Annotated in this window: 14 protein-coding genes; 7 read left to right on the top strand and 7 right to left on the bottom strand. The window is 72.1% G+C overall.

The genetic code is table 11. From position 1 onward, the window contains the following. Nucleotides 1-108: 108 nt before the first annotated feature. Both greA and ACFVQG_RS20730 read right to left on the bottom strand, forming a co-directional pair. A complete protein-coding gene (gene greA / locus ACFVQG_RS20735; RefSeq protein ID WP_383385054.1) occupies nt 109-609 on the bottom strand; it encodes a transcription elongation factor GreA in 501 nt (166 codons plus the stop codon). A gap of 226 nt (nt 610-835) precedes the next feature. After that, on the bottom strand, nt 836-1,234 hold the full coding sequence (locus tag ACFVQG_RS20730) for a DUF4307 domain-containing protein (protein ID WP_383385051.1): 399 nt from the start codon (nt 1,232-1,234) through the stop codon (nt 836-838). Nucleotides 1,235-1,390: 156 nt separating this feature from the next. On the opposite strand from ACFVQG_RS20730, the gene mca reads away from it, so the two are divergent. Both mca and ACFVQG_RS20720 read left to right on the top strand, forming a co-directional pair. Then, a complete protein-coding gene (gene mca / locus ACFVQG_RS20725) occupies nt 1,391-2,272 on the top strand; it encodes a mycothiol conjugate amidase Mca (protein WP_383385049.1) in 882 nt (293 codons plus the stop codon). Continuing rightward, nucleotides 2,265-2,510, top strand: a complete 246-nt coding sequence (locus ACFVQG_RS20720) for a hypothetical protein (protein ID WP_383385046.1) — start codon at nt 2,265-2,267, stop codon at nt 2,508-2,510. Before mca ends, ACFVQG_RS20720 begins: the two co-directional genes overlap by 8 nt. Before the next feature lie 3 nt (nt 2,511-2,513). Here the strand turns inward: ACFVQG_RS20720 and ACFVQG_RS20715 are convergent, their stop codons facing one another. After that, a complete protein-coding gene (locus ACFVQG_RS20715) occupies nt 2,514-5,720 on the bottom strand; it encodes a tetratricopeptide repeat protein (RefSeq protein ID WP_383385043.1) in 3,207 nt (1,068 codons plus the stop codon). A gap of 134 nt (nt 5,721-5,854) precedes the next feature. Here ACFVQG_RS20715 and ACFVQG_RS20710 point away from each other — a divergent pair, with 134 nt between their 5' ends. The 5 genes from ACFVQG_RS20710 to ACFVQG_RS20690 all read left to right on the top strand — a co-directional run bounded on the left by ACFVQG_RS20710 (nt 5,855) and on the right by ACFVQG_RS20690 (nt 14,663). Further along, nucleotides 5,855-7,942 carry a thioredoxin domain-containing protein gene (locus tag ACFVQG_RS20710; RefSeq protein ID WP_383385040.1) on the top strand — a complete coding sequence of 696 codons (2,088 nt, stop codon included), beginning with the start codon at nt 5,855-5,857 and terminating at the stop codon, nt 7,940-7,942. A gap of 202 nt (nt 7,943-8,144) precedes the next feature. Next, nucleotides 8,145-9,407, top strand: coding sequence for a glycosyltransferase (locus ACFVQG_RS20705; protein WP_383385037.1), 1,263 nt, complete (start codon nt 8,145-8,147; stop codon nt 9,405-9,407). Further along, nucleotides 9,404-11,053, top strand: a complete 1,650-nt coding sequence (locus ACFVQG_RS20700) for an ArnT family glycosyltransferase (RefSeq protein ID WP_383385034.1) — start codon at nt 9,404-9,406, stop codon at nt 11,051-11,053. Before ACFVQG_RS20705 ends, ACFVQG_RS20700 begins: the two co-directional genes overlap by 4 nt. Further along, complete coding sequence (locus ACFVQG_RS20695) at nt 11,050-12,231, top strand: glycosyltransferase (RefSeq protein ID WP_383385031.1); 1,182 nt, start codon at nt 11,050-11,052, stop codon at nt 12,229-12,231. Before ACFVQG_RS20700 ends, ACFVQG_RS20695 begins: the two co-directional genes overlap by 4 nt. After that, nucleotides 12,228-14,663, top strand: coding sequence for a galactose oxidase-like domain-containing protein (locus tag ACFVQG_RS20690; RefSeq protein WP_383385028.1), 2,436 nt, complete (start codon nt 12,228-12,230; stop codon nt 14,661-14,663). Before ACFVQG_RS20695 ends, ACFVQG_RS20690 begins: the two co-directional genes overlap by 4 nt. Nucleotides 14,664-14,771: 108 nt before the next feature. Here ACFVQG_RS20690 and ACFVQG_RS20685 read toward each other — a convergent pair whose 3' ends face one another. The 4 genes from ACFVQG_RS20685 to ACFVQG_RS20670 form a co-directional block, all read right to left on the bottom strand. Beyond that, nucleotides 14,772-15,503 (bottom strand): Mut7-C RNAse domain-containing protein, encoded by a 732-nt coding sequence (locus ACFVQG_RS20685; RefSeq protein WP_383385025.1) that lies wholly within the window; start codon nt 15,501-15,503, stop codon nt 14,772-14,774. Between the two features lie 36 nt (nt 15,504-15,539). Then, nucleotides 15,540-15,695, bottom strand: a complete 156-nt coding sequence (locus ACFVQG_RS20680; protein ID WP_383385022.1) for a hypothetical protein — start codon at nt 15,693-15,695, stop codon at nt 15,540-15,542. Next, the gene (locus ACFVQG_RS20675; protein ID WP_383385019.1) at nt 15,695-17,197 is read right to left on the bottom strand and encodes an MFS transporter; all 1,503 of its coding nucleotides are present in this window, start codon (nt 17,195-17,197) and stop codon (nt 15,695-15,697) included. Before ACFVQG_RS20675 ends, ACFVQG_RS20680 begins: the two co-directional genes overlap by 1 nt. A gap of 106 nt (nt 17,198-17,303) precedes the next feature. Further along, nucleotides 17,304-18,017 (bottom strand): hemolysin III family protein, encoded by a 714-nt coding sequence (locus ACFVQG_RS20670; protein ID WP_383385016.1) that lies wholly within the window; start codon nt 18,015-18,017, stop codon nt 17,304-17,306. Nucleotides 18,018-18,155: the final 138 nt, after the last annotated feature.

Here is an 18,155-nt window from a genome sequence, read left to right as displayed (position 1 = left end):
GCGGCCCCGCTTCCGCGGGCGGGCATGGCAACGCCCCCGGTGGTACTGCGACACCGGGGGCGTGCCAAGGTCCTGCGGGATCGGCCGGTCAGGCGCGGTACGGCCTGGTCAGCCGCTGTACGGCTCCGCCTTCAGGATGCGCACCGAGGCCTTCTTGCCGTTCGGCAGCTCGTACTGCGCGTCCTCGCCGACCTTGTGGCCGATGACGCCGGTGCCGAGCGGGGACTGCGGGGAGTAGGTCTCGATGTCGCCGCTGGCGTACTCGCGGGAGGCGAGCAGGAAGGTCAGCGTGTCGTCCTCGTCACCGTCGAAGGCGATCGTCACGACCATGCCGGGCGCGACCGCACCGTCGGCCGAGGCCGGGGCCTCGCCCACCTTGGCGTTCTCGAGGAGCTGGGTCAGCTGGCGCACACGGAGCTCCTGCTTGCCCTGCTCCTCCTTGGCCGCGTGGTACCCGCCGTTCTCGCGCAGGTCGCCCTCCTCGCGCGCGGCCGCGATCTTGGCGGCGATCTCCGTGCGCGCAGGACCAGTAAGGTACTCAAGCTCGTCCCTGAGCTTGTTGTACGCCTCCTGGGTCAGCCAGGTGACGTTCTCGCTGGTCTGGGTCACAGGGTGCTCCTCGTCGGTACTGGGAATACAAAGCATCGCCCTACCCAGAAGAATGTTCCTTCAGGAGTGGGCGAAACCACGAGCCTAACAATTCAGTGGCGGAAGGGGGAGGACATAAGTCACTAAAGTCAGGTCAACGCAGGTCAGTGCCTACGTAATCCGGGTGACGCGGATCGTGCCCGGGTGACGCTCAGGTGAACACCTGACGGGACCCCGGCGTTGATCTTCAGTCGGTGTGACAGCCCAGCAGCTCGGCCGTCGACCCCGGTGCCGTCGTGCGGAGCGTGACCACCTTGGTGACGGTGGTGGCGTCCCCGGCGAAGCGGAAGTCGGCCCGGCCCACCTCGGCGCCGTCCGCGGCCTGGGAGCGCACGGTGCAGTAGCCGGAGGCACCGGCGTCCTTCTCGACCTGGAGGCGGACCTTCACCGCGTCGTCCGAGGGATCGAAGCTGATCACCTGACCGCTGATCTTGTTTCCACCGATGTAGTGATAGGCGAAGTAGCCGATCACGGCGATGAGCAGGGCTCCCAGGACGGCGCCGACGACCTTGAGCGTGCGGTTGGCGCGCTCGTCCGAGGAGCGGCCGTAGCGGCCCTCGGGCAGGCGCGTGCTCGCCGTGCTCATGATCGTTGTCCCTCCGGTCGTCCCCAGGCCGTCCTGGCCGTCCTGGCCGTCCTGGTCGTCCTGGGGGCGGAATTATTCGCCCACCGATTCGGTCACTATAGAAGCCGCCGATTGCGCCGCCGCACACAGGGCGCCTACCGACTTGAGGATTGAGTCTTGACTGAGCAGTTGCGACTGATGGCCGTGCACGCCCACCCCGACGACGAGTCGAGCAAGGGCGCGGCCACCATGGCGAAGTACGTGTCCGAGGGGGTGGACGTGCTGGTCGTGACCTGCACGGGTGGGGAGCGTGGCTCCATCCTCAACCCCAGGCTCCAGGGAGACGCGTACATCGAGGAGCACATCCACGAGGTACGCAAGAAGGAGATGGACGAGGCGAGGGAGATCCTCGGCGTCCAGCAGGAGTGGCTCGGCTTCGTCGACTCGGGGCTGCCCGAGGGCGATCCGCTGCCGCCGCTGCCGGAGGGGTGCTTCGCCCTGGAGGACGTCGACCACGCGGCTGGGGAACTGGTGCGGAAGATCCGTTCCTTCCGGCCCCAGGTGATCACCACCTATGACGAGAACGGCGGTTACCCGCACCCCGACCACATCATGACCCACAAGATCACGATGGTGGCGTTCGAGGGTGCGGCGGACACCGAGAAGTACCCGGAGGCCGAGTACGGCCCCGCCTACCAGCCGATGAAGGTCTACTACAACCAGGGCTTCAACCGCCCCCGCACCGAGGCGCTGCACCAGGCGATGCTCGACCGGGGCCTGGAGTCGCCGTACGGGGAGTGGCTCAAGCGCTGGGACGAGTTCCAGCGGGCCGAGCGCACGCTGACCACGTATGTTCCCTGCGCCGACTTCTTCGAGATCCGCGACAAGGCGCTGATCGCGCACCGTACGCAGATCGATCCGGACGGCGGTTGGTTCCGGGTGCCGATGGAGCTGCAGAAGGAGATCTGGCCGACCGAGGAGTACGAGCTGGCGAAGTCGCTCGTGGAGACCTCCCTCCCCGAGGACGACCTCTTCGCGGGCATCCGCGACAATGCCTGATATGAGCGCAAGCGCAAGCCTGGCAATGACGCACGTCGTGACCCTCGCCAAGGAACTCGACGAGGACAAGGTGACGCCCGGCGTCCTCGGCTTCATCGTGTTCGCGGTGATGGCCCTGGCCGTGTGGGCCCTGATGAAGTCGATGAACCGGCACATGGGCCGGGTCGACTTCAAGGAGGCCCCGGACCCGGACGCCGCGGCGGCCGACTCCGAGGCCCCCCAGGCCCACAAGGGCTGACGCTCACGGCGTGGCCGGTACCGCCACCCCCATCACCTCGCGGGCGTGGCGGTTCGGCGTCATGCCGAGGCGCCAGGCCTGCCAGCCGGTCTCGAGGGTGACGCCGCGCTCCAGCAGGAGTTCGTACGCGGCGACGTAGTCGTCGAGCTTCTCGTCCCGTGCCGGGTGGGTGGCGCGGGACAGCTGGGCCAGTTCCTCCTGGGCCACCGCCGTGCCGACGTCGATGCCGCCGGGGGCGGCGTACGGCAGCAGGGTGCAGCGCAGGAAGCGCGCCCAGTCCTCGCCGCGGCGGTCGCCGTAGGAGGCGAACAGTCCGGCGGCCTCGTCGCACAGGGCGAGCGCCTGCTGGGTGCGGGCGTTGCCCGCGTCGACGACGGCCAGTTCCAGGCAGGTCCAGGCCTCGCCGTGGGCGACGCCGATGCGCTGGAAGTCGGCACGGGCGTCGACGAGGAGCTGACGGGCGAAGCCGGAGTTGCGCAGGGAACCGGTCTGGGCGGCGCGCTGGTCGCGGGTGGCGCGGGCCGAGTGGTGCCGGGCGCAGGCCAGGCCGTAGACGTCGCGCATCCGGGAGAACATCGTGCGGGAGCGTTCCAGGTCACGGACCGCCTGGTCCAGGTCGCCCGCTTCCTCCAGCGCCTGACCCAGGTAGTACAGGGTCCACGCCTCGCCCCGGGCGTCCTCGTTGTCGCGGTGCCGGGCGGCGGCGCGGCGCAGTTCCGTCACCGCGTCCCCGGCGTCCCCGGCGACCAGTCGGGCCCGGGCCAGCTGGGTCAGGGCCCAGGCCTCGCCGCGGGCGTCGCGGGTGCGGCCGTAGCGCTCCAGGGCGGAGCGCAGCTCGGACTCCGCGCGGGGCACGTCGCCGAGGCGCAGGCAGAGCTGGCCGAGCTGGAAGTGGGCCCAGGCCTGGCCGTGCAGGGACTCGCCCGCGCGGTGCAGCTCCAGGGAGCGGGTGAGCAGGTCGAGGGCCTCGGCGAGATGGGCGCGGTCGCGTTCGACGGCGGCCAGCGCGTGCATGGTCCAGGCCCGGTCGGTGGCCAGGTCGGGAGAGGCCTGGAGGTCCAGGGCCTCGCGGAGCTTGGCGGCGGCCTCGGTGAGGTTGCCCTGGTGGTGCAGGGTGATCCCGAGCGAGCACAGGGCACGCGCGGCGCCCGCGTCGTGGTGGGCCTCGCGGTACAGGTCGACGACGGAGGTCAGCGTCGTACGGGCGGTGTCGAGTTCGCCGAGCTGGCGGGCGGCGATACCGGTGCGCCACTGCACCGACCGGATCAGCAGCCCCTGGTCGACGGCCTGGGCCAGCTCGCTGATCTCGCCGAGCCGGTAGAGGTCGCCGCGCAGCAGGCAGTAGTCGCACAGCGCGCCCAGCAGGTTCAGCACCGCGCCCTGGTCGACGCCCTCGGCGTGCCGCAGGGTGGCGGTGATGAAGCTGGACTCGTCGTCGAGCCAGCGCAGCGCCTCGTCGAGGGACGTGAAGCCGTGCGGGCCGAAGCGGTCGGAGCGGGTGGACATGTTGCCGTCGACCAGTCGCAGTACGGAGTCGGCCAGGTCGGCGTAGTTGACGATCAGCCGTTCCTGCGCGGCGGTGCGCTCGGCGGGCTCCTCCTCGTCGAGGAGGCGGGCGTGGGCGAAGACGCGGACGAGGTCGTGCAGGCGGTAGCGGTCGCCGCGGACGCGGTCGATGAGCCCCGCGCGGGAGAGCGCGACGAGGTGCCGGGTCGCCTCGGCCTCGTCGGTGGCGATGAGGGAGGCCGCCGCCGCGGCGCCGAGCGAGGCGCGACCGGCGAGCGCCAGGCGCCGCAGCAGCCGCCGGGCGGCGTCGGACTGGTCGGTGTAGCGCAGCCACAGCGCCCGCTCGACCGGCTGCACGGGCCCGTAGGCCCCGAGGTCGGTGGCGAGCTGCCGGGGTGAGCGCGGCCCGAGCGAGGACCCGGCGACGCGCAGCGCGAGCGGCAGCCCGCCGCACAGCTTCCGGACGTCCTCGGCGGACTCGGCGTCGTAGGGCCCCGAGGGGTCCTGTGCCGCGGCGCCCAGCAGTTCCTCCGCGCCCGCCGCGTCCAGCGTCCCCACCGGCAGCTGGTGCACCCAGGCGGGCAGGTCGGCGGGGAGTTCCAGGGGCTCGCGGGCGGTGACCAGGACCAGGCTGTCGGAGCGCTCGGGGATCAGGGCGCGGATCTGCTCGGGGTCGTGGGCGTCGTCGAGGACGACGGTGACGGGCACCCCGGTCAGATGCTGGTGGTACAGCTCGCTCAGCCGCCTGATCTGCTGGTCGGGGGAGGAGCGCTCCCGGAACAGCAGTTGCTCGCGGGAGGCGCCGAGCCGGTTCAGCAGATGCAGCAGGGCGTCCCGGGTGGGCAGCGGCGGGTCCTGGGGGCTGTCGCCGCGCAGATCCACCACGCAGGCACCCCGGAACTGGTCCCGCAGATCGTGCGCGGCCCGCACCGCCAGCGTCGTACGGCCGCTGCCGGGCGCCCCGTGCAGGACCACCACCGTCGGCCGGGTCCGGGTGCTCGCGCGGGCGGCCTGCACCCACTGCCGGATCCGCGCCAGCTCGGCCCGCCGCCCCGCGAACGGGCCCACCGGCTCCGGTAGTTGGGTGAACGACTGCTCCAGTACGGTGCGCCCGCGGGCCTTCGCGCTCTTGTCCGCGCCGCGCAGCTTGGGCCCCGGCTGCTTGCCGACCGGCCCGGTGGACGCGGCCAGCACCCGCTGCTGGTCCAGGAACGGCCGGATGCCGCGCACCTCGAGCGCGGTCAGCCACTGCAGCCGCAACTGCTCGGGCCCGCCCGGCTGCCCGACCGCACCGGCGCGGTGGTGGGCGGCGGGCAGGTGCACCCCGGCCACCTTCACCACGGTCGCCGCGGCGCCGACGACCCCGACGGTCACGCCCGCGCCGAGGGCGGTCCCGGCGCCGGTGCCCAGGGCCAGGTCGGCGACCACCGCCGCGAGCCCCGCCACGCCCGCCACCAGCAGCGGCGTCCCGGCGCCCTCACGGGCGTACCGCTGCCCGAAGGTGAGCCGTCCGGCCTCGGACTCGTCGAGGGCGTGGGTGTAGGCGCCGTACTCCTCCGCGGCGGTCTCGGCCATCGCGTCCAGGGCGCCGCGCGCCCGGGTCAGCAGCACCTGCCCGTCGATACGGCCGCCCGAGCGCCGTACCTCTTCCTCCACGGCCCGCCGCAGCAACCGCTCGGCCTCCGCACGGTGAGCGTCCCGCATGTCATGTCCCCCTCCGCGGATCGCTGTCCTTGGTCATCAAGTGTGCTGCGGACGGGCCGACATGGGGAGGGGGCCGGATCACCCTGCTGCGTGCTGTCCGGCGTCTTGCCGGGTACTGGGGCAGGATGGACCCCATGCCGAACCGACTCGCGCAAGAGACCTCCCCGTACCTGCTCCAGCACGCCGACAACCCGGTCGACTGGTGGCCCTGGTCGCGGGAGGCCTTCGAGGAGGCGCGGCGGCGGGACGTCCCGGTGCTGCTGAGCGTCGGCTACTCCAGCTGTCACTGGTGCCATGTCATGGCCCACGAGTCCTTCGAGGACCGGGCCACCGCCGACGTCATGAACGCCCACTTCGTCAGCGTCAAGGTCGACCGCGAGGAGCGGCCGGACGTCGACGCGGTCTACATGGAGGCGGTGCAGGCGGCCACGGGGCAGGGCGGGTGGCCGATGACGGTGTTTCTCACGCCGGATGCCGAGCCGTTCTACTTCGGGACGTACTTCCCGCCTGCCCCGCGCGGCGGGATGCCGTCCTTCCGGCAGGTGCTGGAAGGGGTCCGGCACGCGTGGACGGAGCGCCGCGAGGAGGTCGCGGACGTGGCGGGCAAGATCGTGCGGGATCTCGCGGGGCGGGAGGTGTCGTTCGGCGGCACCGAGGTGCCCGGGGAGGAGGAGTTGGCGGGCGCGCTGCTCGGGCTCACGCGGGAGTACGACCCACAGCGCGGCGGGTTCGGTGGGGCGCCGAAGTTCCCGCCGTCGATGGTGATCGAGTTCCTGCTGCGCCACCACGCCCGTACCGGTTCCGAGGGCGCGCTCCAGATGGCGGCGGACACCTGTGAGCGCATGGCCCGCGGCGGCCTCTACGACCAGCTCGGCGGCGGCTTCGCGCGCTACTCGGTGGACCGCGACTGGACCGTGCCGCACTTCGAGAAGATGCTCTACGACAACGCGCTGCTGTGCCGCGTCTACGCCCATCTGTGGCGCTCCACCGGCTCCGAGCTGGCCCGCCGGGTCGCCCTGGAGACCGCCGACTTCATGGTCCGCGAACTCCGCACCGAGCAGGGCGGGTTCGCCTCCGCGCTGGACGCCGACAGCGAACAGGAGGTGCCGCGCGAAGCGCGTCCGCAGCAGGGCGGTGGTGGGCGACGGGAGGGCGGCACCGGCCGGCACGTGGAGGGCGCGTACTACGTCTGGACGCCCGCGCAGCTGCGTGAGGTGCTCGGCGAGCGGGACGCCGAACTGGCCGCGCGGCACTTCGGCGTGACGGAGGAGGGCACCTTCGAGGAGGGCGCGTCCGTACTGCGGCTCCCGCAGCGGGAGGGCGTCGTCGACGCCGAGCGGATCGACGCCATCAGGCGGCGGCTGTTCGAGGCGCGGGCCGGGCGGCCCGCCCCCGGCCGGGACGACAAGGTCGTGGCCGCCTGGAACGGCCTCGCCATCGCCGCGCTCGCGGAGACCGGCGCCTACTTCGACCGGCCCGACCTGGTGGAGGCCGCCGTCGCCGCCGCCGATCTGCTGGTCCGGCTGCACCTGGACGACCAGGCCCGGCTCACCCGCACCAGCAAGGACGGCCGCGCCGGGACCAACGCGGGCGTCCTGGAGGACTACGCGGACGTGGCCGAGGGCTTCCTCGCGCTGGCGTCGGTGACCGGGGAGGGGGTCTGGCTGGAGTTCGCCGGGTTCCTGCTCGACCATGTGCTGGTCCGCTTCACCGACGAGGAGTCGGGCGCGCTGTACGACACGGCGGCCGACGCCGAGCGGCTGATCCGGCGCCCGCAGGACCCCACCGACAACGCCGCCCCGTCCGGCTGGACCGCCGCCGCGGGCGCGCTGCTCGGGTACGCCGCCCAGACCGGTTCCGAACCCCACCGCACCGCCGCCGAACGGGCGCTCGGCGTGGTGAAGGCGCTCGGGCCGCGGGTGCCGAGGTTCATCGGCTGGGGGCTGGCCGCCGCCGAGGCCCGCCTCGACGGTCCGCGCGAGGTCGCCGTCGTAGGACCGGCGCTGGACGACCCGGCCGCCCGCGCCCTGCACCGCACGGCGCTGCTCGGCACCGCGCCCGGCGCGGTGGTCGCCTACGGCGCCGTCGGCAGCGACGAGTTCCCGCTGCTCGCCGACCGTCCGCTCAGCGGCGGTGCACCGACCGCCTATGTCTGCCGCAACTTCACCTGTGACGCCCCGACGACCGATCCGGAGCGGCTGAGGGCCACGCTGACCCGCTGAGAGAAACCGGTCAGACGGCTCTGACTGCCGCATTTGGGCGTGAGTTCGGGTAGGTGCCGGTTACCGATACCCCGCTCCGAAACACGTAATTTATCGGAACAGCTTCCGCCCTTCACAGTTCCCCCCTAACCTCTCCACAGTCACGCGGTGGACCTGATGGCCCGCCGCGTCCGGGGGAGTTGAAGATTCGGGGGGATCTTTCTTGCTGACGTCTGTCTTCGTCGCTGCCGTCTCACTGGCCCTGTTCTGGATGGCCGCCTTCACCCTGTGGTGGCAGATGCACGCGTGGCGCACGCCCGAGGTGCTGGCCTCCACCCGCTTCAGCAGGCCGGACGGCGCCGAGCACGTGTCGTTCTCGCTGCTGCTCCCGGCCCGGCACGAACAGGCCGTGCTGGACCACACCATCCAGCGGCTGCTGGAGTCCACCCACACCGACTTCGAGATCATCGTCATCGTCGGCCACGACGACCCGGAGACGACCGCCGTCGCCGAGGCCGCCGCCGACCGCGACCCCCGGGTACGGGTCGTCGTCGACACCCACCAGAAGAAGAACAAGCCCAAGGCCATGAACACGGCGCTGCCGCACTGCCGCGGCGACGTCGTCGGGGTCTTCGACGCCGAGGACCAGGTCCATCCCGAACTGCTCGCCCATGTCGACCACGCCTTCCGCACCACCGGCGCGGACGTGGTGCAGGGCGGCGTCCAGCTGATCAACTTCCACTCCAGCTGGTACAGCCTGCGCAACTGCCTGGAGTACTTCTTCTGGTTCCGCTCCCGGCTCCACCTGCACGCGCAGAAGGGGTTCATCCCCCTCGGCGGCAACACCGTCTTCGTCCGCACCGGCGTCCTGCGGGACGCCGACGGCTGGGACCCGGACTGCCTCGCCGAGGACTGCGACCTGGGCGTACGGCTGTCCAGCACCGGCAAGAAGGTCGTCGTCGCCTACGACTCCGACATGGTCACCCGGGAGGAGACCCCGGGCTCCCTGATCTCGCTGCTGAAGCAGCGCACCCGCTGGAACCAGGGCTTCCTCCAGGTGTACCGGAAGAGGGACTGGCGGCAACTGCCCACCGTCGGGCAGCGGCTGCTCGCCCGCTACACCCTGATGACGCCGTTCATGCAGGCCTTCACCGGCGTCGTCATCCCGCTCAACGTGGCCGTCGCCCTCTTCCTCGACGTCCCCGTGGGCATCGCCTTCATCACCTTCCTGCCCGCCGTCACCGCCCTGGTCACCTTCGTCTTCGAGGTCGTCGGGCTGCATGACTTCGGCAAGCAGTACGGCCTGCGCGTCCGCCTCGTGCACTACCTCAAGCTCGTCGTCGGCGGCCCCTTCTACCAGGTGCTGCTCGCCGGAGCCGCCGTCCGCGCCGTCTGGCGCGAGCAGCGCGGCCGTAACGACTGGGAGCTGACCAGCCACGTCGGCGCACATCTCGCCCAGGCGAACCGAGAGGACGTTCCCGCGTGACCTCCACCCTCCCCGCGGCGACCACCACCCAGGTCCCCGCGGCGCGGACAGCCGCGCCCGCAACCGCTCCGGCCCGCCGGGCGACGCCGCCCAGCCGCCTCCGCTCCTCCCGCCCCGACCTGCTCCTGTGCGGCGCCCTGCTGGTCGCGATCATGGTCGTACAGGGCTGGAACATCGCCGACTACCCCACCCTCAGCGACGACGAGGGCACCTACCTCGCCCAGGCCTGGGCCGTCCAGCAGGGCGCGGGCCTCGCCCACTACACCTACTGGTACGACCATCCGCCGCTCGGCTGGATCCAACTCGCCCTGCTCACCTGGATACCCGCCTGGCTGAGCCCCGAGTCGATGACCGTCGGCACCATGCGCGCGGTGATGCTGCTGGTCAGCGCGGTCAGCGCGATCCTCCTCTACGTCCTCGCCCGCCGCCTCGCCCTGCCCCGCTGGGCCGCCGGACTCGCCATGGCCCTGTTCGGGCTCTCCCCGCTGTCCGTCGTGCTGCAGCGGGAGATCTTCCTCGACAACCTCGCCGTGATGTGGACGCTGCTGGCGTTCTGCCTGGCCGCCTCGCCCAGCCGCCACCTCTGGCACCACTTCGGCGCGGGCGTAGCCGCCGCCACCGCCGTGCTCACCAAGGAGACGATGCTCGTCGTCCTCCCGGCGCTGCTGGTCACCATGTGGCGGCACAGCCACCGCGACACCCGCAAGTTCGCCCTCACCGGCGCCACCACCGCCTGCGCCCTGATCGGCCTGTCGTACCCGCTGTTCGCCCTCCTCAAGGGCGAACTCCTCCCCGGCAGCGGCCATGTCTCCCTCTGGGAGGGCGTCAGGTACCAGATGACCAGACCCGGTTCGGGCTTCCTCCTCGACGAGGGCTCCGGCTCCCACGGCGTCCTGGAGTCCTGGCTCTACTACGACCGTGTCCTGCCGCTCGGCGGACTCGCCGGAGCCCTGCTGCTGCTCGCCGGGTGGCGCTGGTCGGTCACCGCCCGCGCGCTCGCCGGACCCGCCCTCGCCGTGGCCGTCTTCGCCGCGCTGGCGCTGCGCCCCAACGGCTATCTGCCCGCGATGTACATCATCCAGGCGCTGCCCTTCCTCGCCCTCGTCCTCGCGGGCGGCACCGCCTCCGTCGCCCACGCCGTGCTGCGCCGGGGCCGCCGCACGGGAGAGCCCCGGTGGCTCGTCGGCGGACGGTACGCCCTCGCCGCGGTCCTCGCGATCGGCGCCGCCGCCCATGTCGTACCCCGCTGGTACGACGGTGACCGCACCGCCGTCACCGCCGACGCCAACGCTCCCTACCGGGCCGCCGCCCGCTGGCTCGGCAGCGAGGTGGCCGAGCCGCGGGACACCCGGGTGCTCGTCGACGACGCGCTCTGGCTGGACCTGGTGCACGCCGGGTACCGGGCCGGGGACGGCGTCATCTGGTTCTACAAGGCCGACCTCGACCCCTCGGTGCGGGAGACGATGGAGCGCGGCTGGCGGGACCTGGACTACGTGGTCGCCTCGCCGACGGTGCGCCGGGACGCCGTGGACCTGCCGATCGTCCGGGCCGCCATCGAGCACTCCACACCGGTCGCCGTCTTCGGCACCGGCGAGGACCGCATCGAGATCCGACGGCTCGACACCACCGCGGGAGGCGCCCGATGAGCCAGGAGTCCACCGTCCCCGGCGAGTTGGGCGACCCGGCCGCCATCGCGGCCGAGGTGGCCGAACCGGGCGCCGTCACCATCGTCGTACCGACCTTCAACGAGGCCGCGAACGTACGGCGGCTGCTGCACCAGATCACCGAGTCGGTGCCGTCCCGGCTGCCCTGTGAGGTCCTCTTCGTCGACGACTCCACCGACGACACCCCGGAGATCATCGAGGAGGCGGCGAAGGACTGCCCTTTTCCGGTGGCCGTGCTGCGCCGGGAGGAACCCGTCGGCGGCCTCGGCGGCGCGGTCGTGGCGGGCATCACGGTGGCCGGGTCGGAGTGGATCGTCGTCATGGACGGCGACTGCCAGCACCCGCCGTCCCTCGTCCCCGACCTCGTCGCCACCGGTGAGCGGGCGGGCGCCGGACTGGTCGTCGCCTCCCGCTACACCAAGGGCGGCAGCCGCGCCGGGCTCGCGGGCAGCTACCGCGTCGCCGTGTCCCGGGCGGCGACCTGGCTGACCAAGTCCCTCTTCCCGCGCCGCCTGCACGGCATCAGCGACCCGATGAGCGGCTTCTTCGCCATCCGGCGCAGCGCCGTCACCGCCGAGGTCCTCAAGCCCCTCGGCTACAAGATCCTCCTGGAACTGGCGGTCCGCAGCCGCCCCCGCCGCGTCAGCGAGGTGCCGTTCGTCTTCCAGGAACGGTTCGCGGGGGAGTCCAAGTCCAGCGCGCGGGAGGGCATGCGGTTCCTGCGCCACCTGGTCGGGCTGCGCACCTCCTCACCGTTGGCCCGCATGGTCGTCTTCGGGCTGATCGGCGTCAGCGGGTTCCTCCCCAACCTGCTCGCCCTGTGGACGCTCACCGGGGCGGGCCTGCACTACCTGCCCGCCGAGATCCTCGCCAACCAGCTCGGCGTCGCCTGGAACTTCCTGCTCATCGAGCATCTGCTGTTCCGCGACCGCCGGTCGTTCCGGCGCTGGTGGGACCGGCTCGGCCGGTTCGCGCTGCTCGCCAACGCCGATCTGCTGCTGCGCCTCCCGCTGATCGCGCTGCTGGTCAGCCGGTTCGGGATGGACGCGCTGCCCGCCACCGCGCTCGCGCTGGTGACCACCTTCGTCCTGCGCTTCGTCGGCACCGAGGCGCTGGTCTACCTGCCGAGCGGGAGCCGCAACACGAGGAGGACCGTATGAGGTACGGACAGCTGAGGCGCAGACAGCCGAGGTTCGGACGGCTGGGGCACAGACCGCGAACCGCCCTGCTGGCGGTGGGCGCGCTCACCGCCGGTCTCCTCCTGGCCTCGCCCCACCCCGCCGCCGCGGCCAACCTCATCACCAACCCCGGCTTCGAGACCGCGGGCACCGGCGACATGCCGTACTGCTGGTCCAAGTCCGGCTGGGGCGACAACGACTTCAGCTACGAGACGGTCGCCGACGCCCACACCGGGTCCAAGGCCATGAAGGTCACCCTGACCCGGCGCACCGAGGGCGACCGCAAGGCGCTGATCACCGAGTCCGCGCAGTGCGCGCCGACGGTCAGCGCGGGCAAGCAGTACGACCTGTCGCTCTGGTACAAGACGACCACCCCGGACGCCAACATCACCCTCTTCCGGCACGACACCACCGCGGGCTGGCAGTACTGGACCGACCTGAAGACCCTCGGCATGGCCGCCGACTGGACCCGGGCGACCGTGCGCACCCCCGAGGTCCCGGCGGGCACCGACCGGATCTCCTGGGGCGTGTCGGTGTACGGCACCGGCTCGGCGACCACCGACGACTACACGATGGAGCAGGTCCCCGACGTCACCCCGCCGCCCGACTGCACGGGCACCGCCGAGGAGTGCGCCAACGGCCGCTGGGACGTGCTGCCGGTGCGGAACCCGGTGCGCTCCATGCACTCCGTCGTGCTGCACAACGGCAAGGTGCTGCTGATCGCGGGCTCCGGCAACAGCGAGGAGATGTTCGAGGCGGGCACCTTCACCTCCGCCGTCTACGACCCCGCGAACGGCTCGTACCGGATCGTCCCCACCCCGGACGACATGTTCTGCGCCGGGCACGTCCAGCTCCAGGACGGGCGGGTGCTGGTGATGAGCGGCAACAAGGGCTATCCGTCGGCGGACGGCACCATCGGCTACCAGGGGTACAAGGGCTCGTACGTCTTCGACCCCACCACCGAGACGTACACCAGGACCAACGACATGAACGACGGGCACTGGTACCCGTCGGCGACCATCCTCGGCAACGGTGACGTGATCTCCTTCGGCGGGCTGAAGGAGGACTCCACCGGCTCGGTGACCGCGGAGGTCTTCTCACAGGCCGAGCAGAAGTGGCTCGAACTGTGGAAGGTCAACCAGACCTGGTCCTACTGGGGCCTGTACCCGTCGATGATCCTCATGCAGGACGGCCGCCTCTTCTACTCCGGCAGCCATGTCTTCGGCAACAACATCCCCGGCACCGGCTCGGCGATCTACGACTACGGCGCCAACACCGTCACCCAGGTGCCCGGCCTCCAGAACAAGGACCAGCGCGACCAGTCCGCGTCCGTGCTGCTGCCCCCGGCGCAGGACCAGCGCGTCCTCACCCTCGGCGGCGGCAACATCGACTCCAACCCCGACGCCAACCGCCTCACCGACATCATCGACCTCAAGCAGCCCGACCCGGCCTACACCGCCGGTCCGCCCCTCCCGCAGGGCACCGTCGACCTCGGTGCCGGGCCCGTCCCGCAGACCGGCGCCCAGGGCAAGATGTACGTCTCCGCGGTCCTGCTGCCGGACGGCAAGGTGCTGGAGACCGGCGGCGCGCTGCACAACCGGGCCGACCCGGTCTACGAGACGTCGATCTTCGACCCGGCGACGGACACCTTCGACCCGGTCGCCGCAGACCCGGAGGCCCGCGGCTACCACTCCTCGGCGTTCCTGCTGCCCGACGGCCGGGTGATGACCACCGGCGACAACCCGGGCAACGGCTCCTGGAACCACGACGTCTCCGTCTACACCCCGCCCTACCTCCTCAAGGGCGACCGCCCGGCCATCACCTCCGTCATCGACACCGAGTGGACCTACGGCGACACCCAGCGCATCACCGTGGACCGTCCGATCGCCAGGGCCGAACTGATCCGCCCGGCGGCCGTCACCCACTCCTCCGACCCCAACCAGCGGTTCGTCGACCTGCCGTTGAGCGTGGACGGCAACAACGTCGACCTGAACGTCACGAGCAACCCCAACCTGGCCCCGCCCGGCTGGTACATGCTCTTCGCGGTAGACGCCAACGGGGTCCCGTCGGTGGCCGAGTGGATCCACCTCCAGGGCCCACAGGCGTTGGCCTCGGCCCATGTCCACTCGTTCGCGGACTCCCCGGAGGGCAAGGTCACCGAGGCGGGCAAGAAGCGCGCCTCCCACCCGGTCCCCCCGACGGTCTCCGGCTGCGACCGCCACTACGGCTCCGCCAACGTCTGCGTACCGACCACCTTCCCGCCCACGGTGCAGGCGACGACGAAGTCCCGCTGCACCTGGCTGAAGACGAACGGCTACGGCCGACTGACCCTCAACGGCACGGACGACCCCTTGCACCTGGACCGCGACGGGGACGGCAAAGCCTGCGGGAAGAAGGACCTGACCAGGCGCTGAGCGCCCCTTCCAGGGGCGTGGGGGCTGTATCGATACGCGGTTCCGCCGTGGGCGCGACCAGCCACAACGGACCCGCGGTTCCCTACGACCCCAACCCCCCCCACGCCCCTATCCCCGCTCCGCGCGGAGCGCGAGCGCCCGCTCGACGATCGCCTCCAACTGATCGTGATGCGCCCCCTTCCAGTACGCCCGCCCACACTCCCCACACCGCGCGAACACGTCGTACGACCGCTGCGTCCCGCCCTTCAACTGGTCCGCGACCTCCTCCTTCGTCGCCGCCCGCAACATCCCGTTGCAGGCGGTGCACCGCGTCCACGGCCGCAGTGCGGGCGCGAACCGGTCGAGGACGTCGCGGAGTTGGTCGTCGGGCCGGGTGGAGTAGACGAACGCCCCGGCCCACAGCTCACGGCGCCGCAGCAGCCCCCGGTCGCGGCTGAGCATCACCCGCCGCTCGGCGGCCGAGCGCGCGGCGAGCGCCGGGTCGCCGATGTCCGTCGACTCGTACGCCGTGTCCACGCCGAGCAGCCGCAGCCGCCGGGCCAGCGTGCCGAGGTGGACGTCGAGCAGGAACCGCAGGGGCGCGCCCGGGACGCGTTGGGGGCGGGTCACCGCGCGTACGGCGACGGACTCACCGGCGGCCGGGATGTGCGCGGTGGTCACCTCGCGGCCGTCCACGACGAGGGCGCCGACCTCGGTCAGGGGTACGCCCAGGGACTCGACGACATGGCCGAGGGTGGAGACGCCGTCGGTGGTCAGCGGGGTGGGTCCGGCGCGGCGGGCGGCGGGGACGAACAGGTGGATTCCTGGGTCGAATTCGACGTGGATCTGGGGTCCGTTCACGGCACTCAGGATGTCAGGCGCCGCGCCCGGGTGCGGTCAGACCTCCCAGGAGGGGCCGATGGCGTGGGCGGGACCGGGCTCCGGGGCCGTGGTGATCAGCCGCAGCGACACCGGGTCGTCGGGCTCCTCGGTGCGGGCGGTGTCCGCCTCGACCGGGAAGTACCGGCTGTCGTATGCCTCGATGTCGAACATCAGCCTTCGCTCCGTCCCGCGATCTGTCTGACGTGCCTGACCTTTCCGACCTTGCCCCCGCCCGTCGCGGCGGCGTCCGCTGCCGCGACGCCGGGTAACAGCGCCGCCGCCAGTAACGCCGCCGCCAGCGCCGCGACCCCGCACACCAGCAGCACCACGGCCATGCCCTGGACGTGGGCGGCGTCCGCGGAGGCCGCGAGGGCGGGGGCGCCGGTCTCGGTGGCGATCAGGTGCGCGGCGACGACCGACTCACCGGCGGTGTCGGCCGCCGCCGAGGGCAGGCCGGTGACGTCCAGCCCGGCGCGGTAGACCCCGGCGAGGAGACTGCCCAGCAGGGCGATGCCGATCGCGCCGCCGACCTGGCGCAGGGCCATCAGCAGCCCGGAGCCGCCGCCGGACCGGTCGGCGGGCAGCACGGCCAGCGCCCCGTCCATCGTCGGGACCATCGAGAAGCCGAAGCCAATGCCCGCCAGGGACAGCCACAGCGCGGTGTAGCCGTAGTCGGAGTCGGCCGCCGTACGGCTGCCGAGGAACGCGGCGAAGGCCAGCACCACCAGGCCCGCGCTCACCACCGACTGGGAGCCGAGCCGGTCCACCAGCGGCTGTGCCGCCCGCGCGGCGATCAGCAGACCGCCCATGACGGGCAGCAGCCGCAGCCCGGTGCCGAAGGCGTCGTGCCCGAGGACCGCCTGGAGGTACGGCGGCAGCAGGAACAGCAGCCCCGCCAGCACGAAGGTCACCAGCGTGGCGGTTCCGGCGTTGAGCAGGAAGCCGCGGTCGCCGAGCAGCGCCAGGTCGAGCGTGGGGCGCGCGGCCCGCCGTTCCCGCCGCACCAGCGCGGTGAGCACCACCAGCGACCCGCCGAGCAGCCCCAGGACCAGCGGGTCGCCCCAGCCGCGCACGGGCGCCTGGATGACGGCGTAGACGAGGGAGCCGAGCCCGGCGGCGGTGAGCGCGGTGGAGAGGGCGTCGACGCCGACGGGGGCGGCGTCCTCCGGGTCGGGCAGCAGGAACAGGCAGGCCGCGATGCCCAGGGCGAGCAGCGGGACGTTGACCAGGAGGACCGAGCCCCACCAGAAGTGGTCCGAGAGCCGTCCGCCCAGGACGGGCCCGAGCGGCATGCCCAGCGCGGAGGCGGCCGAGACGATCCCGACGGCCCGCAGGCGCTCGGAGGGCCCGAACAGCGTGGGCAGCACGGACAGCGACAGCGGCACGAGCAGCGCCCCGCCGACGCCCATCGCGACCCGCGCCACGACGACCGCGCGCTCGTCCCCGGCCAGCGCGCCGAGGAGGGAACCGGCGAGCAGGACGCCGAGCCCGGTGAGCAGCATCCGGCGCCGCCCGAACCGGTCGCCGAGCAGTCCGGCGGGGAGCGTCAGCGCCGCGAAGACGACCACGGACACCACGTCGGTGAGCTGGAAGCCGAGCACCAGGGTGCTCGCGGCCAGGGCTGCGAGCACCGCCCAGCGGCGGCGTCCGACCGACGGAGTGACAGCTGACATGAACTGAGAGTAGCTCTCAGAAGGTAGTCTCTGTCAATATCCCCGGGGAGGGACATGGGAAAGGCCACGGCGTGAGCCGTGGCCTTTGCTGAACGGTGAGCGGTGGTTACGCGTGCTGGTACGCCACCAGCGAGATCCCCACGTAGTGCGCGATGAACGCCGCCAGCGTGAACGAGTGGAAGACCTCGTGGAAGCCGAACCAGCGCGGTGACGGGTTGGGGCGCTTGATGCCGTAGACCACCCCGCCCGCGCTGTAGAGCAGCCCGCCGACGATCACCAGGACCAGGACGGCGATGCCGCCGGTGCGCAGGAAGTCGGGGAGGTAGAAGACGGCCGCCCAGCCCATGGCGATGTAGCACGGGGTGTAGAGCCAGCGCGGGGCGCCGACCCAGAAGACCCGGAAGAGTATCCCGGCGAGCGCGGCGGCCCAGATGCCCCACAGCAGCCACTGCCCCTGGGCGCCCGGGAGCAGCAGGATCGTCAGCGGGGTGTAGGTGCCCGCGATGATCAGGAAGATGTTGGCGTGGTCCAGCCTGCGCAGGACGCCGTCCATGCGCGGACTCCAGTCACCCCGGTGGTACAGCGCGCTCACGCCGAACAGCAGGCATGCCGTCAGGGCGTAGATCCCGCAGGCCAGGCGTCCCCGGGGGGAGTCGGCGAGGGCGGTGAGCACCAGACCCGCGACGAGGACGGCCGGGAACATGCCGAGATGCAGCCAGCCGCGGAGCTTGGGCTTGATCGGGTGCGGCAGGGAGAGCGCCGCGGAGACGCGGCCGGCGGCCGGCGTGTCCATGGGCGCGTCGGGGACGGACGCAGTCATACACCACATCGTACCTACGGAACCGTAAGTTACGGATCAGTCCGGCGCCGGTAGTGGCCATCGTCTCACGGGAGTTGGGGCGGGCGGAGTGGCCCCCCGGGTGGCGTAAAGGAACGGTTGGCTGAACGCAATGCGCAC

It is taken from the genome of Streptomyces sp. NPDC057877 (assembly GCF_042796855.1).
Classification (GTDB): Bacteria; Actinomycetota; Actinomycetes; order Streptomycetales; family Streptomycetaceae; genus Streptomyces.
The sequence above is the reverse complement of the archived record's forward strand: the minus strand, read 5'-3'. Positions and strand labels throughout refer to the sequence as shown.

Coding starts and splice junctions, on each gene's coding strand:
- ACFVQG_RS20680 (WP_383385022.1), bottom strand. CDS start 15,695: ATGTTCGACATCGAGGCATACGACAGCCGGTACTTCCCGGTCGAGGCG.
- ACFVQG_RS20715 (WP_383385043.1), bottom strand. CDS start 5,720: ATGCGGGACGCTCACCGTGCGGAGGCCGAGCGGTTGCTGCGGCGGGCC.
- ACFVQG_RS20730 (WP_383385051.1), bottom strand. CDS start 1,234: ATGAGCACGGCGAGCACGCGCCTGCCCGAGGGCCGCTACGGCCGCTCC.
- ACFVQG_RS20710 (WP_383385040.1), top strand. CDS start 5,855: ATGCCGAACCGACTCGCGCAAGAGACCTCCCCGTACCTGCTCCAGCAC.
- ACFVQG_RS20670 (WP_383385016.1), bottom strand. CDS start 18,017: ATGACTGCGTCCGTCCCCGACGCGCCCATGGACACGCCGGCCGCCGGC.
- ACFVQG_RS20675 (WP_383385019.1), bottom strand. CDS start 17,197: ATGTCAGCTGTCACTCCGTCGGTCGGACGCCGCCGCTGGGCGGTGCTC.
- ACFVQG_RS20695 (WP_383385031.1), top strand. CDS start 11,050: ATGAGCCAGGAGTCCACCGTCCCCGGCGAGTTGGGCGACCCGGCCGCC.
- ACFVQG_RS20690 (WP_383385028.1), top strand. CDS start 12,228: ATGAGGTACGGACAGCTGAGGCGCAGACAGCCGAGGTTCGGACGGCTG.
- ACFVQG_RS20720 (WP_383385046.1), top strand. CDS start 2,265: ATGCCTGATATGAGCGCAAGCGCAAGCCTGGCAATGACGCACGTCGTG.